Origin of the sequence: Streptomyces sp. NPDC058650 (assembly GCF_042717315.1) — a bacterium.
Lineage (GTDB): Bacteria > Actinomycetota > Actinomycetes > Streptomycetales > Streptomycetaceae > Streptomyces.
On sequence record NZ_JBHXRL010000013.1, the window covers coordinates 130144 to 145585 of the forward strand.

The following is a 15442-nucleotide window of genomic DNA, read 5'->3' on the forward strand; positions in this document are numbered from 1 at the left end:
CCAGGGCCCCGTAGGATGGAGTCCATGGCGAAGAGCGGTACGACGACCCAGGGGCTGCGCACGGCGATCGAGCGCAGCGGCTACTACCCGGCCCTCGTGGCCGAGGCGGTGGAAGCCGCCGTCGGCGGCGAGGCCGTGGCGTCGTACGTGGTGCACCAGGAGACCACCTTCGACGCGAACGAGGTCCGGCGCCACGTCACCGTCCTCGTCCTGACGCCGCACCGCTTCATCGTGAGCCACACCGACGAGCAGGCCGCCGACACCAGCTCCCCGACGCCGTACGCCACGACGTCCACCGAGTCCGTGAAGCTCGACCGGATCTCCTCGGTCGTCGTCAGCCGTGTCGTCGCCAACCCCGAGTCGTACACGCCGGGCACGCTGCCCCGCGAGGTGGTGCTCACCATCGGCTGGGGCGCCGTCTCCCGCATCGACCTGGAGCCCGCCGCCTGCGGCGACGCCAACTGCGACGCCGACCACGGCTACACGGGCAACGCCACCGCCGACGACCTCAGCCTGCGGGTGAGCGAGGCCGGCGACGGTCCGGACACCGTCCGGCAGACCCTCGTCTTCGCCCAGGCGCTCTCCGAATCCATCGCGGCCACCGCCGCCACCACGCGCTGATGGTCCAGCCCACGGCTGTGTCCCACGGCTGGCCCGACGACCCGGTCCCGCTGTCCCCGGACACCGCGCCGGTGCCCGAGTACACCTTTGGCTCCCTCGGCGACCTGCTGCCGACGCTCGTCGCGGGGCAGGGCGTGCCCGGCTTCCACGCGAGGATCGCCGAGCTGGCCCCGGCCGACCGGAACTGCGTGTTCCTGATCGACGGACTCGGCTGGGAGCAGATCAAGGCCCATCCGGACGAGGCCCCGTATCTGACCTCGCTCCTCGGCTCCTCGCGCGGTGGCACGGGCCGCCCGATCACCGCCGGCTTCCCCGCCACCACGGCGTCCTCGCTCGCCTCGGTCGGCACCGGCCTGTACCCCGGTACGCACGGGCTGCCCGGCTACACCGTGCGCAACCCCGACACCGGCGACCTGATGAACCAGCTGCGCTGGAGGCCGTGGACCGAGCCGCGCGTCTGGCAGCCGTACCCCACCGTCTTCCAGCTCGCGCACGCGGCCGGGATCCACACCGCCCAGGTGTCCTCCCCGATCTTCGAGCAGACCCCGCTCACCCAGGTCGCGCTCAGCGGCGGAACGTTTCACGGGCGTCTCACCGGCGAGGAGCGCATGGACTTCGCCGCCGAGCAGCTCGCCGCCGGCGACCGCTCGCTCGTCTACACGTACTACAGCGAACTCGACGGCGCGGGACACCGCTTCGGCATCGACTCCGACGCCTGGCGCGGACAGCTGATGTTCGTCGACCGGCTCGTGCAGCGCCTCGCCGAGCAACTGCCGTCCCGCTCCGCGCTCTACGTCACGGCCGACCACGGCATGGTCGACATCCCCTTCGACGAGCAGCACCGCATCGACTTCGACGAGGACTGGGAGCTGCGCGCGGGCGTGGCCCTGCTCGGCGGCGAGGGCCGAGCCCGTCATGTGTACGCCGTCCCCGGCGCCGAGGCGGACGTCCTCACCTGCTGGCGCGAGGTGATCGGCGAGCAGTTCTGGGTGGCGAGCCGGGACGAGGCCATCGCGCTCGGCTGGTTCGGCGACGAGATCGACGAGCGGGTGTACGGCAGGATCGGCGACGTGGTCGCCGCGGCCCACGACGACGTCGCGATCACCGCGTCGGTCAACGAGCCCCACGAGTCGGCGATGGTCGGCATGCACGGGTCCATGACCCCCGCCGAGCAGCTCGTCCCGCTGCTCGAAGTCCGCTCCTGAACCCCTGCGCCGCACGCCCCCTCACGACCTGAAAGGTCCCCGACCCGTCATGCCCGAGCTGGTCTTCTTCTCCGGAACCATGGATTGCGGGAAGAGCACCCTGGCCCTCCAGATCGCCCACAACCGCGACGCCCGCGGGCTCCAGGGCGTGATCTTCACCCGTGACGATCGGGCGGGTGAGGGCAAACTGTCCTCCCGGCTCGGCCTGGTGACGGAGGCCGTCGAGGCTCCGCAGGGCATGGACCTGTACGCGTACCTCGTCACCCAGCTGTCCCAGGGCGGCAAGGCCGACTACGTGATCGTCGACGAGGCGCAGTTCCTCGCGCCGGAGCAGATCGACCAGCTCGCCCGTATCGTCGACGACCTCGGCCTGGACGTCTTCGCCTTCGGCATCACCACCGACTTCCGGACCAAGCTCTTCCCCGGCTCGCAGCGGCTGATCGAACTGGCGGACCGGATCGAGCAGCTCCAGGTCGAGGCGCTGTGCTGGTGCGGGGCCAGGGCGACGCACAACGCCCGTACGGTCGGTGGCCAGATGGTCGTCGAGGGCGCCCAGGTGGTGGTCGGGGACGTGAACCGGCCGGCGGGGGAGGTCGGTTACGAGGTCCTCTGCCGCCGCCACCACCGCCGCCTCATGACCTCGGCCACGGCCCACGCGAGCGCGCTCTCGCCGGACGTCCTTCCCGTCAACAACGCCTGACAGCTCCAAGCGCGGTCAGTCAGGCGGTGGGGAGAGCTCTCCGCGCAGCCGCCGGGTGCGAAGCGCCAGCTCCAGTTCGAAGCGGCGGTCCGGGTTGTCCAGGTCGTCGCGCCACAACTCACGGAGCTGTCTCAGCCGGTAGCGCACGGTCTGGGGGTGGACTCCGAGCCGGGCGGCCACCTCCGGAGCGCCACCCCGCGTCTCCAGCCAGGCCAGCAGTGTCTCGGCCAGTCGGTTGGCGTGCGCCGGGCCGCCGGCCTCGTCAAGCCGCGCCAGCCGCCGCCGCGCCAGATCGTCGATCAGCGCACCCGCGGGCAGCAGCACCAAGGCTTCGACGTGCTCGCCGCAGTGCAGGAGCCGCCCTCGCGGCAGCAGACCCTGCTCGATCATCCCGACGGCGGCCTCTGCCCAGCGCAGCGACGTGGCGGCCTCCGCCAGGGGAACCGACGGGCCGAGCGCGCCGGACCAGCCGGCCAACGCCCGGTCCAGCAACTCCGCGCGTCCGGGGGCGTCCGGGTCCGGTACGACCAGGCGCGGCTGCACGCCCTCCATGTCGAGCAGCATCTCGTCGCCCACGGCAGGGGCGACGGCCTCCTGGGCGGGACGGAGCAGCACCGCCACCGCCACCCTCCCGGGCAGCTGCCAGCCCAGGTCGGCCGCGCGGTCGGCGAGCAAGGCGCTCGGATCCGTGCGGTGTTCGGTGAGCAGGAGATCGACGAGCAGCCGTTGCAGGCGCAGGCGCTCCCCGGCCTGGCGGGCGACGGCCTCGGCGTAGCCGCGTACCGACTGGGCCACCATGACGTCGAGGTACTCGAACGCGGACTCGGCGAGTTCGTACATGGCCGAAGGCGGGATGTCGACCTGCTGGCCGATCTCCGCCATACGCCGCCAGGAAAGGCGGACGCCCAGCCGGTAGATCCCCTGCAGGGAGTCCAGGCTGCGCCCTTGTGAGACCTCGCCGCGCCCGAAGTCCCGGAACAGCTCCGGGAGGGCGCGCGGCCGGTTCGACCCCGTGGTCATCTGTTCCACGAAGAGCTCAAGGGCGTGCCGGATGGCCACCAGAGCCTTCGGCTCCCCGGACTCGTCGGGGAGGAGCACCAGGCTCGGATACTCCCGCCGGATCGCGGCGAGGATGTCCTGTGCCAGGTCGGGGACCTGCTCCAGGGCGCGGTCGGCGAACTGCTGAATCCGTTGTCGTGGCACGTCGTGCCACGCTGACGAGGCTTCCACCGCACCACTCCTGGGTGTCCGGTCCGTACGCGCTCGGTCTGCGGGCTTCACGTCCCAACCTAGCCCGCTCCGGAGCCCGCCGTGCCGGACCTGCCGTCCGCGGGCGGTTCGGGGAACGTGACGAGCGGCACATTCGGCTGCTCGGGTGTGGCGTCGAGAGCGGTGACGATTCCGAAGGCGGCGCCGGCGGCCAGGAGGGCGGAGGCGGCGCAGGTCAGGAAGGCGGCGAGCAGTCTGGGCATGAGGATGATCGGCCTCTCGGTCATTGAGGTCTGTCACCCAGCGCGCCGGCCCGGTCCGGCGCGGCCAGTATGGGAGGCGCATTGACAGGTGGTCAAGAGGCGCCTAATTTCGCCGCCACAGGACTGTTACTCCCGGGTACGCACTCTCGCCCCGGACAGGCTGCACCCCGTGTGTGCGCCTCCTTCCCGCACGGCCCACGAGCCCCCCCCGCACGTCGCGCCCGTATTGGAGTACCCGTATGCGTCGTTCAATATCACCTTTGTCCCTGATTCTGCTGGGTGTCGGAGTCTTCCTGCTGGTGTTCACCCAGCTGCTGGTCTGGTACGTGGAGCCGCGCGCCAAGCGCACACCGACCGATGTGGACTCCACGACGGTCTTCAGCGGTCAGGGCAGCTACTTCGACACCGGGTCCGTCTCCACGGTGGACGGCCAGACGATCACGATCACCCGCCGGGTGCTGGGGGACGTCGCGGGCGGCGAGCGCAGCGGAAACGCGATCTGGGACGTTTCGACGCAGATCGACTCGCCGAAGACGCTCGCGCTGGGCGACCCGCGGAAATCCCTGCAGTGGACCACCGAGCGCTGGGTGACCGACCGCCGGACGAACCTGCCGGTGCGCTGCTGCGACGAGAAGCCCGCGTTCGAGGGCGAGGCCTATCTGAAGTTCCCCTTCGACGTCGAGAGGCGCTCCTACTCCTGGTGGGACAGCACCCTGGGTGCCACCGTGCCGCTGGAGTTCCAGGAGGTCGCCAGGGTCGGCGGGCGCGAGGGCTACCGCTTCGTCGGCAGCGTCAAGGCCACCCCGACCGGCACCCGTCTGGTCCCCGGGGTGCTGGTGGGCAGCTCGAAGCCGGGCCAGCTGCTGGCGGAGGAGTGGTACTCCAACGCGAGGATCGAGCTGACCGTGGACCAGCGCACGGGGCGGATCATGAACGCGCTGATCGCGCCGAAGAAGACGCTGCGGGCCCCGGGTTCCCAGAAGGACGCGGTCACCCTGCTGGCCAGCGAGCGGCTGGAGTTCACGGAGGCGACCCGGCGCGAGCAGGTCGAGCTGGCCTCCGAAGACGGCGGCCGACTGGAGCTGCTCGGCGAGACCGCGCCCCTCGCGGGCGGCGTCGCGGGCGGTCTGCTGGCCGTCGCCGGCGCCGTGCTGCTGATCCGCGGCCCCCGGCGGGGCGAGCACTCAACTGAGTGAGGAAAACGGGGTCGCCCGAAGTCCCGAAATTGTCATCGGTGTGAGTAGCCGGAACGAATGCTTGACCGAACACTGATGTTACCCCGCGGTAAGGCCAACGTTTCCGCTTGAACCGGCTGCCACCCTCGGCAGCCCGCCCACCGCGGCGCCCGCAGTACCCCCGTACGAGCCAGCCCAGCGCTTCATCCCCGGAAGCCCGGCAGACCGACCTGCGCATCCCCATGCGCATCCCATCCGCAGCCGCCGAGTTGGAGCACCTCTATGCCCCAGCGCTCGTCCGCTCTGGCCACGGGCCAGAAGGACTCACGTTCCGTCCCCGCTCAAGCCCGCACCGGCAGCCACCTCGCCGACTCGCTCGCTCTCGACCCGCACGTCGCGTCCTCCGGGGCGCCCGTGCCGCGTCGGATCACCTTCCTCGCCCGCCGCGATCTGGCCAACCAGGCCGCCGGCGGCTCAGAACTGCTCATCGACCGGATAGCCGACGGTCTGACCGTCGACGGTCATGAGGTCACGCTCGTGTGCGGCGGCCCGGCCGCCGCACGCGACTACCGGGTGGTCTCCGCGGGAGGTGACGCGAGTCACTTCCCGCGCGCCAAAGCGACCTTCGCCCGCGAGGTCGGCACCTGCGACCTGCTGGTCGAAGTGTGCAACGGCATGCCGTACCTGGCGCCGCTGTGGCACCGCGGAGCGACGTTGTGCCTGGTCAACCACGTGCACACCGATCTGTGGCGGATGCGCTACCCGGGCCCGGCGGCACGCCTCGGACGCAGGCTGGAGCACTGGGCGCTGACGGGGATCCACCGCGACAACCTGATGGTGGCCGTCTCCGAGTCGACCGCCTCCGAGCTGCGCGCCATCGGCGTGGCCGCGGACCGCATCCGGATCGTCAACAACGGTGTCGAAGAACCCGGTCCCCTGCTGCCAGAGGCGAAGGAGCCGCTGTTCCTGGCCGTCGGACGACTGGTGGAGTACAAGCGCGTCGACCTGCTCCTACGGCTGTGGGAGCGGGTGCGCCCCGTCACCGGCGGCCGACTCGTCATCGTGGGCGACGGCCCCGAACGGGAGCGGCTCGAAGGCATGGCCGGCCCCTCCGTGACGTTCGCCGGCCGGGTGTCGGAAGCCGAGAAGCACCGGCTGATGTGCGAGGCGTGGCTGCTGCTGCACCCCTCCCTCGTCGAGGGCTGGGGGCTGGTCGTCACCGAGGCGGCCGCGCGGGCCACCCCCGCGATCGGATTCGACATCCCCGGCCTGCGCGACTCCATCGAGGACGGGGAGACCGGGGTGCTCGCCCGGGGCGAGAGTTCGTTCGCCGCCGCGTGGTGCGCCCTGTCCCTCAGCGCCGACCGGCGCGCGGCCATGGGGCGTGCCGCCGCGCAGCGCGCCGAGCGCTTCCGCTGGAATGTGACGGTACGTCAGTTCCAGGCGGTCGCCGCCGAGGCCGCGGCCCGCATCGCGCCCCCGGGACGCGAGAGGAGCGTCCATGGCTGAGACCACCGAACACGGATTCAAGGATCCGTCGCTGAGGCGATCGGCCGCCCTCTTCCGGGCGTTCATGGGCGAACCCGGCGATCCCGACCGGTGTTACACGCTGCTGGCCCGTGACTCGGTCGCACAGGTGGCACGCCATGTCGACCTGACCGACAAGATCGTCGTCGATGTCGGCGGCGGCAGCGGCCACTTCACCGAGGAGTTCCGCCGCCGTGGCGCGCAGAGCTACCTGTTCGAGCCCGACCCGCGGGAGCTGAGCGCCCGCGGCCGTACCGTCGAGGACGCGGTCCTCGCCGACGGGTATCTGCTGCCGCTCGCCGACGGCGCCGCGGACGTGTGCTTCTCGTCCAACGTGCTTGAGCACGTGTCGGACCCGCAGACGTTCATCAGCGAAATGGCACGGGTCACCCGCCCCGGCGGGCTGATCTACCTGTCGTTCACCAACTGGCTCTCGCCCTGGGGAGGCCATGAGACCGCGCCGTGGCACTACCTCGGGGCCCACCGGGCACGCGCGCGCTACGAACGGCGCACCGGCCGTGCGGCCAAGCACACGCTCGGCGAGAACCTCTTCCCCGTCCACATCGGTTCCACCCTGCGGCACGTCCGCGGTCGCGACGACGTGCAGGTCGTGACCGCGCGGTCACGCTACTGGCCGTTCCTCGCGAGCACGATCACCCGGGTGCCGGGACTCCGCGAGATCGCCACCTGGAATCTGCTGCTGATTCTCAGGCGAAGCCCATGAGCATGCGAAGCGAGGAACGGTCATGACCACTGCGGTCCAGGCGCCCACCCGGGTGCCGCAGCCCGGCCCGACGCCGTCGGAGGCGTCCGGCGAACCGCGCGGACGACGCCTGCTGTTCGGCTTCTGGGCCGTCGTCCTGGCGGCGTTCCTCGCGGTGTCGCCCGGGAAGATGACGTTCGAGACCAAACTCGGCGTGGCCCTCGACCCCTGGCGTTTCCTCGGCGACCTCGGTTCGCTGTGGAACGGGAACGTCGGCCTCGGCGGCATAGCCAACCAGTACGTCGGCTACGCCTTCCCGGCGCTTCCCTACTACGCGTTCATGGACCTGCTACAGGTGCCGGTCTGGCTGGCCGAACGGCTCTGGCTCTCGGTCATCGTGACCGCCGCCTTCTGGGGCGCGCTCAGGCTCGCCGAGCGGCTGCGCGTGGGTTCGCCCGCGTCCCGGGTCCTCGGCGCCGTGGTCTACGCGCTGTGGCCCACCTTCACGATCGTCATCGGATCGACGTCCGCCGCCGCGCTGCCCGGCGCCCTGCTGCCCTGGGTGCTGCTGCCGCTGACCTCCGCGGCGTCGAGCCCCCGGAAGGCCGCCGCCCGTTCGGCCCTGCTGATCCCTTTCATGGGCGGCGTGAACGCCGCCTCCACACTGGCCGCGCTGCTGCCCGTGGGCTTGTACCTCCTCAGCCGCCCGCCCGGCCGACGCCGACGCGCGCTCCTCGGCTGGTGGATACCGGGCGTCGTCCTCGCCACCGTGTGGTGGGTGGTGCCGCTGCTCCTGCTCGGCACGTACGGCGAGAACTTCATGCCGTACGTCGAGCAGGCCGACACCACCACCGCCACCATGTCCGCGACCGAGCTGCTGCGCGGCGCCGGCAACTGGGTGGCCTATCTGCACTTCGGTGAGGCATGGCTGCCGGCCGGCTGGACCGTCGCCACCTCCGTCATCACCGTTCTCGGTTCGGCGTTCGCCGCGGCGCTGGGCCTCGCGGGCCTGGCCCGGCGGGACCTGCCGGAGCGCCGCTGGCTGCTCCTGACCGTGCTGGCCGTCGTCCTGATCGCGCTCGCCGGGTACGGCGGAGCCTTCGGCGGTCCGTTCCACGGTGCCGTCCAGGACTGGCTGAACGGTCCGTTGAAGCCGTTCCGCAACATCTACAAGTTCCAGCCGGGACTGGCCCTCGCGCTCGTCCTCGGACTGACCCATCTGACAGCCGTGCTGTCCGAGAGCAGGGGTTCTCGCGCACTCCGCGGTCGCCGCTGGATGCCCGCGACCGCGGCGGTGCTGGTACTGCCCGGGCTGGTGCTCCCGTACGTCAACGGCTCGATCCTCCAGCCCGGGGCGTTCACCAAGCTGCCCACCCACTGGGAGAAGGCCGCCGGCTGGCTCAAGGACAACGCCCGGCACAGCCGCGCCCTGGTCGTCCCGGCGACGGCGCACGGCATCTACACCTGGGGTTCCCCCATCGACCAGCCGTTCGACGTGCTGGCCGAGACTCCCTGGGCGCAGCGGGACTTCGTCCCCTTCGGCACTCCCGGAGCACGCCGTATGACGGACGCCGTCGAGCAGGCGCTGCTGTCCGGCGCCGAGGTTCCGGGCCTTCGGGCGTACCTCGCACGGGCCGGCATGCACGAGGTCGTCGTCCGCAACGACCTCGACCCCGACCAGATCGGCTATGTCCCGCCGCAGACGGTGAAACGGACTCTGGAAGCGTCCGGCTACCGCAAGGCCACCGGGTTCGGCCCGCTGGTGACCGGTGGACGCATCGCCGCCGACACCCCGCTCCAGGTGCAGGGGCTCTATCCGCGGCTCCAGGCCGTGGAGATCTACCAGCCGCAGGACAGCGACGGGAAGCCCGGCCGGGTCGGTGTCTCGGCCGTGGCCGACACGGCCGTGGTCAGTGGCGGACCGGAGGCGCTGCTCCAGCTGTCCGCCGATCCCTCGATGGCCGGGCGGCCGGCCGTACTGGCCGGGGACACGCTGCCCAAGGGCGTCGTCGCACCGGTGAAGGCGGTCGCGGACGGGCTGCGCCGAGCCGACACCCGGTTCGGCCTGGTCAACAACAACACCTCCTACACCTACACCGCGGACGAGCGCAATCACTCCGGCAGCCTGCAGAACCCGGGTGAGAAGCCCAAGCAGATCCTGCCGTCGGACAGCACCGAGCACCAGACGACGGCGGTGCTGCGCGGCGCCGCGTCCGTGACGGCTTCCAGCAGTGGCAACTGGCTGTTCCACCTGCCGCAGTACGACCCGGTGAACGCCTTCGACGGCAACCCGGACACCGCGTGGGCCGAGGGCAGCCCGGGCGAGCCGGCCGGACAGTGGCTCCGAGTGGACTTCTCCCGGCCGACCGACATCCCGGCCTCCCTCCAGCTGACGCCCCTGCCGGGCGACGCCATGCGCGCGGCGCCCACACAGGTGCGGATCGAGACCGACCGCGGTTCGGCCGACAGCCCCCTGAAGACGAACGGCCTGCCGCAGACCGTCAAGGCTCCCGTCGGCGAGGCCTCCTGGATGAAGGTCACCGTCCTTGCCGCGCAGCAGGCGCGCCCGGGCCTCTCCGGTGCCGGATTCTCCGAGGTGTCGGTTCCGGACGTGCAGGTGACGCGCATGCTGGTGCTGCCCGCCGACGCGGAGCGCACCGACGCGGCGGCGACCGTGTACTCCCTGCACCGCGGTACCGACGCGGGCGGTTTGTCGCCCGCGTCGGCCGAGGTGGGACTGCACCGGCGGTTCAGCACCAAGGAATCGGGCGAGTACCGGGTGTCGGCGCGAGCCGTCGCCGTACCCGGGGGCGCGCTCGACGAACTGCTCGACCGTTCCGCCTCCGGATCGAAGAACCGGCTGACGGCCGCCGTGGACTCCACCAGCCGCAACGGCACGTCGCTCGGCGCCCGCAACCTGGTCGACGGCGATCTGACGACCGCCTGGATCGCGGGCGACCGGCCGGTCGTCCACCTGAGCTGGCCCGGCATGAAGAAGATCGACGAGATCATCCTCGCACCGGCGGGAGGGGTGTCCACCCGGCCCGAGCAGGTGATGATCAGCTCTCCGCACGGCGCCGCGGTGGCCGACGTGGACGAGAACGGGCGGGTCCGCTTCCCGGAGATCGAGACGAACCGGCTCGACATCACCATCAGCAGGGTCGCGCCGCTCACCGTCCACAATCCGGTGGCGGACGCGCAGTTGCAGCTGCCCGTCGGGCTGAGCGAGGTGCACGTTCCCGCACTGGCCGACCTGCGGGTGCCGAAGCCGAAGCCGTCCGCGCGCTTCTCGCTGCCGTGCGGGGAGGGTCCGGACCTCGCCGTGGGCGGTGTCCTGCACAAGACGAAGGCCTCCGGACTCGTCCGGGACCTCACCGAGCGGCGTCCCGTCACCGTCGCCCTCTGTGCGGGCGAGGAGAAGGACGGCACCCTGGAGCTCCCGTCCGGCGATCACGAGGTGGAGGCGGGTGACACGGGCCCGCTGGCGATCACCGACGTCACGCTGACCCGCGGCACCCCGCGGGCCCTGGAGGGAGCGGCGGGTCGTGAGGCCACCGTCACCAGGTGGACCGACGACAGCCGGACCGTCTCGGTGTCGGCGGGCGACGGCGAGGCCGCCTACCTGCGGACCTACGAGAACGCCAACGACGGCTGGAAGGCGACCCTGGACGGCGCGGAGCTCGAGCCGGTGCGCCTCGACGGCTGGCAGCAGGCCTGGGTGGTCCCGGCCGGGGCGTCCGGCACGGTCACCATGGAGTTCGAGCCCTCCGGGTCGTACCGGACAGCCCTGATCGGCGGTGCGCTCGCGCTCGTCGTACTGGCCGCCCTGGCCTTCGTGGGCCGCCGGCGCGACGGCGGCGGCACCGATGAGAAGCTGCCCGAACCGGCGGCCCCGGGGATGCTGCTCGGAACACTCGCGCTGACCGCGGTCGTCGCGGTGGCGGCGGGGCCGCTGGCCCTGGTCGTGCCCGTGCTCGCCGTGGCGGCGCGGTTCCGGCCGGGCGTGCTGGTGCCGACAGCGGCGGCGGCGATGGCCGGCGCCGGGCTTGTCGCTGCCCTGGGCGCCGGGGATCCGGTCGCCGACGGGGCGGGCGCGTTCAGCGGCTTGGCGCAGGTGCTCACGCTGGTGGCCCTGTCCGCCGCGCTGGTGACGGCGGTGAGGCCGACGTCCGCGGCCGCCGCGCGTGGGGATGACGCCGGGCACGGAGGCGACGCCGGGTGGGAAGACGGCGACGGGCATGACGACGACGGTTCCGACGGGCCGGAAGCCGGACCGGTGGTCACGGCCAGGCCGCGCAGCGCCGGCGACGGGCGCCGGCCCGAGCCGCCCCTCTGGCGGCCGGAAGGCGGTGGTCTCTCGTGACCGCGCCGTGGACCGCCGCCGGGAGGGGGACAGCCGCCCCTCCCGGCAGGGTGCGGATTCCCTTTCCGACCGTCGACGAGGTGTCGCGGCACTGCCTCAGTGACGACGAACCGGAGAGCGTGCACATCGAGGTCCATCTGCCCGGAAGGCTGGACCCGGTACGGCTGCGGGCCGCGTTCCAGCGGGCACTGCTGACGCACCCCAGGGTGCTGGCACGGGAAGTGCCCGACCGTGGGCACCGGCGGTCCTTCGCGTGGGAACTGACCGGTCGGCCGGACAGCGATCCGGTGAGTTTCGTCGGGCGGGGACCTGACGCCTTGGCCCGGGCCCGGGCCCGAGCCCTGACGGAATGCCCGCCGCTCACCCTGGCGCCGCCGATGCGCCTGGAAGTCGTCCGGTTGGACGGGGGAACCGTCGCCGGGGAGCCGTCGGCGGCGGGCGAGCCTCCGGAAACCGGGGCCGAAACCGGGACCGAGGCCGGGACCGGGACCGAGTCCAGGACCGGGACCGAGACCGTTCTCTTGCTGACGATGCATCACACCGCTCTCGACGCGCCGTCGGGGCTGCGGGTGCTCGCCACGACCGCCGAACTGTACGGCGGCACGGGAGCCCTCCCGGTTCCCGGGCGGGTCCGGCCCGGGCGCTCGGGCTCGGCTCCGAGCGGGACCGGCGCGACCGGCCGTACCGTACGGGCGCGGCCCGTGCGGGTCGCGCCGGACTCCCGTCCCGGGCCGGTACGCGCCCGTGCCGTGGGCAACGGCATGGTGCAGGCGGACCTGCCCGTTCCGCGGCGTGCAGGGCGGAACGGAGGCCCTCCGCCCTGGACCGTCAACGACCAACTGCTGGTCGCCGCGTCACTGATGGTGGGTCGCTGGAACGTCTCGCAAGGCCGGTCGGCCGGTCCGGTAAGGCTCACGATGCCCGTGGACGACCGCCCGCGCGGCACGGGGATGCCTATGGGCAACGGAACCCGGCTCGTCGAGGTGGCCATGACCGCCGAGGACCCGCTCGACACGGAGCTGCTGCTCGGTGAGCGGCCGGACCCGGAGGCCGTGGCCCGGCTGCTGCGCACCACCGCCCGGCGCACCCGCGCGCTGAAGTCGGCCCAGGGAGCCCCCATGGGTGCCGGGGCGAGTCTGCTGACCGCACCGCTGCTGCCGGTTGGTGTCCGGGGTGTGCTCACCCGTGGCGCCCGGCGGGCGGCGGCGTCCTGGACGTCGACGGCTCTGGTCACCAACATCGGACGTGTGCCGTACGCGCTGGACTTCGGCGACGCGGGCCGGGCGACGGCCGTGTGGTTCTCCGCACCGGCGCGGATGCCGCGCGGGCTGAGCGTGGCGGCGGCTTCCACCGGCGGGCGACTGCATGTGACGTTGCGCTGGTCGCGGGCGCTGCTCGGCGACGCGGCAGGTGCGGAACTGGCGGGCCTGTTCGCGGAGTCGCTGTCGACGACGTCTCTCGCCCAGGTCGAGGACGCTCAGGCTTGGGACGCTCCGGCCGGGGAATCCGAGGCGGACGCCACAGCCACCACCGCCACGGCCACCACTGTCACAGCCACAGCCACAGCCACAGCCACAGCCACCGCCACCACCGCCGGGGCCGCCGAGCCGGGCGCCGGCACCGCGGACGTCGAGGCGCCCGCGGCCCGGGGAGGCGTAGGGAGCCCGGGCGGGCCGTACCACCCCGACACACCGCAGCCGGACACGACGCCGGCCGGACCCGGCTCCCCCCAGGACAACCCCAAGAGGCCGTCATGACCCGCTCAGCCACCGGCTCGGCAGCAACCGGTAAGTCGCCCGAGGCGGCGGCGACTTCGCCGGGCCCGCGCGCCCCCGGGCTGCGGGACTTCTACGAGAACCCCACCGTTCCCGTCGCCTCCGGGGAAGCCCGGACACTGCGGCAGGCCCGGATGCTGGCCGACGCGCTCGGCCCCGTGGCGCCCGGCCGCCCGGCCGCGACCGTGCTCGACGTGGGCTGCGGGGACGGCTCGGCGGGCGCGATCGCGGCCCGCGTACTCGACGGGCACCGCGTCGTGGGAATCGACTGGTCGCAGGACGCCCTGCGCCGGGCGGCCCCGCGCCTCAGCCAGGTCGTCCGAGGCGAGCTGACCGGCAGCGGGCTGCCGTTCGCCTCCGGCAGCGCCGACGCCGTGCTGTTCAGCGAGGTCGTCGAGCACCTCGTCGACCCCGACAGTGCCCTCGACGAACTGCGCAGGGTCCTGCGACCCGGCGGGCATCTCATGCTCTCCACTCCGAACCTCGGCGCCTGGTACAACCGCGCACTGCTGCTCGCCGGAGTCCAGCCGGTGTTCTCCGAGGTGAGTCTGCGTCGCATCCACGGCAGACCGGGCAGCGAGGTCGTGGGCCATCTGCGGTTGTACACGGCCCGCGCGTTGCGCGAATTCGTGGCGGCGTCCGGGTTCGAGGTGGTGAAGGTCGCCGGTGCCCCGTTCCACGGAGTCCCGCGCCCGCTTCGTCCGCTGGACCGGCTGGCCTGCGGGGCGCCGTCGCTCGCGTCCATCCTCCTCGTACACGCGAGAAGGGAGTAACCCGTGGTGTGGGGTGTGGCCGCCGCGCTGGTCGCGAACATCCTGTACAGCACCGGCTTCGTCCTGGAGAAGCGGGCGCTGGCCGGCATGCCGCCGCTGAGTGCCGCACAGCCGGGCCGGGCTCTCCTCCTGCTGGCCGGCCGACCCCTGTGGCTCTGCGGGGCCATGGCGCTGGCCCTGGGGTTCGCCGCACAGCTGGCCGTCTACCGCACACTGCCGATCGCCGCCGCCCAGGGCCTGTTCCTGTCCGGTCTCGTCCTCCTGCTCGTGCTCTCGTCGGTGGTGCTCGGCGAGCGGCCCTCCGGTCGCGAGCGGCGTGCGGTGGCTGTCATCGGTCTGGCGCTGGTGATGGTGGTGGCCTCGCTGTACGAGACCAGCGAGGAGATCAGCCGTACCGCTCACACCGGCATCCTGCTGGCCGTGTGCCTGCCGACCCTCGCGGCCGGTCTCATGCTCTACGCGGCCGCGGAGCGGCGCGCCCGCCGGCGCCATCGGCAGCCGACCACCGGAGTGGCCTACGCGGTCGCGGTCGGTCTGATCTACGGCGTCAGCTCGCTCGCCGTCAAGGGCGTCTCCGGGCATCTGGACACCTCGGATCTCCTGGGCTCCGTGCCCGCCCTGCTCGCCTCCCCGTACCCGTACCTTCTGCTGCTGACGGGGGGCAGCGGACTGGTGCTGTCGCAGACCGCCCTGCAGCGCTGCCGTGCGTCACTGATCGTCCCGGTGTGTTCGACGGTGACCTGCGTGTTCACCATCGTGAGCGGCACGATCGCGTTCGACGAGCCGCTGCCCGACAACCCGTTGCGGCTGTTACTGCGTCTCGGCGGCACCGTACTCGCACTGACGGTCCTGCTCACCCTGCCGCGACACGAGACGAACACCCCCCCACCCGAAGGAACCCGGCCATGAAGCCCGACAGCCCGCTGCTGAAGATTCTCGCCTGCCCGCTCGACAAGGGGCCGCTGATCCTGGACGAGCTCCGGGGCGCCCTCTACAACCCGCGTCTGCGCCGGCGCTATCCGATCGTCGACGGCATCCCGCAACTGCTTCCCTCCTCGGGTGTGCCCGCCGTCGTCGAGGACCCCGCCGTCTGAGGAGCGCGAGGCTCCGCGGGGCATGGACCTGTAC

The 15442-nt window shown here is 72.3% G+C and carries 13 protein-coding genes; 11 read left to right on the plus strand and 2 right to left on the minus strand.

Annotated features, from left to right (window positions below; all coding sequences use genetic code 11):
- Positions 1-24 precede the first annotated feature (24 nt).
- From ACFWWU_RS23315 to ACFWWU_RS23325, 3 genes are read left to right on the plus strand one after another with little or no spacing between them, the layout of a single operon-like run.
- Complete coding sequence (locus ACFWWU_RS23315) at positions 25-621, plus strand: DUF5998 family protein (RefSeq protein WP_384147751.1); 597 nt, start codon at positions 25-27, stop codon at positions 619-621.
- On the plus strand, positions 621-1826 hold the full coding sequence (locus ACFWWU_RS23320; RefSeq protein WP_384147752.1) for an alkaline phosphatase family protein: 1206 nt from the start codon (positions 621-623) through the stop codon (positions 1824-1826). The genes ACFWWU_RS23315 and ACFWWU_RS23320 overlap by 1 nt, the downstream gene beginning before the upstream one ends.
- Before the next feature lie 49 nt (positions 1827-1875).
- Positions 1876-2526 carry a thymidine kinase gene (locus ACFWWU_RS23325; protein WP_384147753.1) on the plus strand — a complete coding sequence of 217 codons (651 nt, stop codon included), beginning with the start codon at positions 1876-1878 and terminating at the stop codon, positions 2524-2526.
- Positions 2527-2541: 15 nt separating this feature from the next.
- On the opposite strand, the gene ACFWWU_RS23330 is transcribed toward ACFWWU_RS23325, so the two are convergent.
- Positions 2542-3729 (minus strand): PucR family transcriptional regulator, encoded by a 1188-nt coding sequence (locus ACFWWU_RS23330; protein ID WP_384147754.1) that lies wholly within the window; start codon positions 3727-3729, stop codon positions 2542-2544.
- 86 nt (positions 3730-3815) lie between these two features.
- Complete coding sequence (locus ACFWWU_RS23335; protein WP_384147755.1) at positions 3816-4022, minus strand: hypothetical protein; 207 nt, start codon at positions 4020-4022, stop codon at positions 3816-3818.
- 215 nt (positions 4023-4237) lie between these two features.
- On the opposite strand from ACFWWU_RS23335, the gene ACFWWU_RS23340 reads away from it, so the two are divergent.
- The 8 genes from ACFWWU_RS23340 to ACFWWU_RS23375 all read left to right on the plus strand — a co-directional run bounded on the left by ACFWWU_RS23340 (position 4238) and on the right by ACFWWU_RS23375 (position 15408).
- Positions 4238-5194, plus strand: a complete 957-nt coding sequence (locus ACFWWU_RS23340) for a DUF3068 domain-containing protein (protein ID WP_384147756.1) — start codon at positions 4238-4240, stop codon at positions 5192-5194.
- A 261-nt stretch (positions 5195-5455) separates the two neighbouring features.
- Complete coding sequence (locus ACFWWU_RS23345) at positions 5456-6682, plus strand: glycosyltransferase family 4 protein (protein WP_384147757.1); 1227 nt, start codon at positions 5456-5458, stop codon at positions 6680-6682.
- Positions 6675-7424 (plus strand): class I SAM-dependent methyltransferase, encoded by a 750-nt coding sequence (locus ACFWWU_RS23350; protein ID WP_384147758.1) that lies wholly within the window; start codon positions 6675-6677, stop codon positions 7422-7424. The genes ACFWWU_RS23345 and ACFWWU_RS23350 overlap by 8 nt, the downstream gene beginning before the upstream one ends.
- Positions 7425-7446: 22 nt before the next feature.
- The gene (locus ACFWWU_RS23355) at positions 7447-11766 is read left to right on the plus strand and encodes an alpha-(1->3)-arabinofuranosyltransferase family protein (RefSeq protein WP_384147759.1); all 4320 of its coding nucleotides are present in this window, start codon (positions 7447-7449) and stop codon (positions 11764-11766) included.
- A 530-nt stretch (positions 11767-12296) separates the two neighbouring features.
- Positions 12297-13523, plus strand: a complete 1227-nt coding sequence (locus ACFWWU_RS23360) for a condensation protein (RefSeq protein WP_384147760.1) — start codon at positions 12297-12299, stop codon at positions 13521-13523.
- The gene (locus tag ACFWWU_RS23365) at positions 13520-14314 is read left to right on the plus strand and encodes a class I SAM-dependent methyltransferase (protein WP_384147761.1); all 795 of its coding nucleotides are present in this window, start codon (positions 13520-13522) and stop codon (positions 14312-14314) included. Before ACFWWU_RS23360 ends, ACFWWU_RS23365 begins: the two co-directional genes overlap by 4 nt.
- A 3-nt stretch (positions 14315-14317) precedes the next feature.
- Positions 14318-15223, plus strand: coding sequence for a DMT family transporter (locus ACFWWU_RS23370; protein ID WP_384147762.1), 906 nt, complete (start codon positions 14318-14320; stop codon positions 15221-15223).
- Positions 15220-15408 carry a Trm112 family protein gene (locus ACFWWU_RS23375; protein WP_384147763.1) on the plus strand — a complete coding sequence of 63 codons (189 nt, stop codon included), beginning with the start codon at positions 15220-15222 and terminating at the stop codon, positions 15406-15408. Before ACFWWU_RS23370 ends, ACFWWU_RS23375 begins: the two co-directional genes overlap by 4 nt.
- The last annotated feature ends 34 nt before the right edge of the window (positions 15409-15442 follow it).

What these genes read in the sequence shown, in the direction of transcription:
- ACFWWU_RS23315 (WP_384147751.1), top strand. Translation starts at nt 25, where the DNA reads ATGGCGAAGAGCGGTACGACGACCCAGGGGCTGCGCACGGCGATCGAG.
- ACFWWU_RS23320 (WP_384147752.1), top strand. Translation starts at nt 621, where the DNA reads ATGGTCCAGCCCACGGCTGTGTCCCACGGCTGGCCCGACGACCCGGTC.
- ACFWWU_RS23325 (WP_384147753.1), top strand. Translation starts at nt 1,876, where the DNA reads ATGCCCGAGCTGGTCTTCTTCTCCGGAACCATGGATTGCGGGAAGAGC.
- ACFWWU_RS23335 (WP_384147755.1), bottom strand. Translation starts at nt 4,022, where the DNA reads ATGACCGAGAGGCCGATCATCCTCATGCCCAGACTGCTCGCCGCCTTC.
- ACFWWU_RS23340 (WP_384147756.1), top strand. Translation starts at nt 4,238, where the DNA reads ATGCGTCGTTCAATATCACCTTTGTCCCTGATTCTGCTGGGTGTCGGA.
- ACFWWU_RS23345 (WP_384147757.1), top strand. Translation starts at nt 5,456, where the DNA reads ATGCCCCAGCGCTCGTCCGCTCTGGCCACGGGCCAGAAGGACTCACGT.
- ACFWWU_RS23350 (WP_384147758.1), top strand. Translation starts at nt 6,675, where the DNA reads ATGGCTGAGACCACCGAACACGGATTCAAGGATCCGTCGCTGAGGCGA.
- ACFWWU_RS23355 (WP_384147759.1), top strand. Translation starts at nt 7,447, where the DNA reads ATGACCACTGCGGTCCAGGCGCCCACCCGGGTGCCGCAGCCCGGCCCG.
- ACFWWU_RS23360 (WP_384147760.1), top strand. Translation starts at nt 12,297, where the DNA reads ATGCATCACACCGCTCTCGACGCGCCGTCGGGGCTGCGGGTGCTCGCC.
- ACFWWU_RS23365 (WP_384147761.1), top strand. Translation starts at nt 13,520, where the DNA reads ATGACCCGCTCAGCCACCGGCTCGGCAGCAACCGGTAAGTCGCCCGAG.
- ACFWWU_RS23375 (WP_384147763.1), top strand. Translation starts at nt 15,220, where the DNA reads ATGAAGCCCGACAGCCCGCTGCTGAAGATTCTCGCCTGCCCGCTCGAC.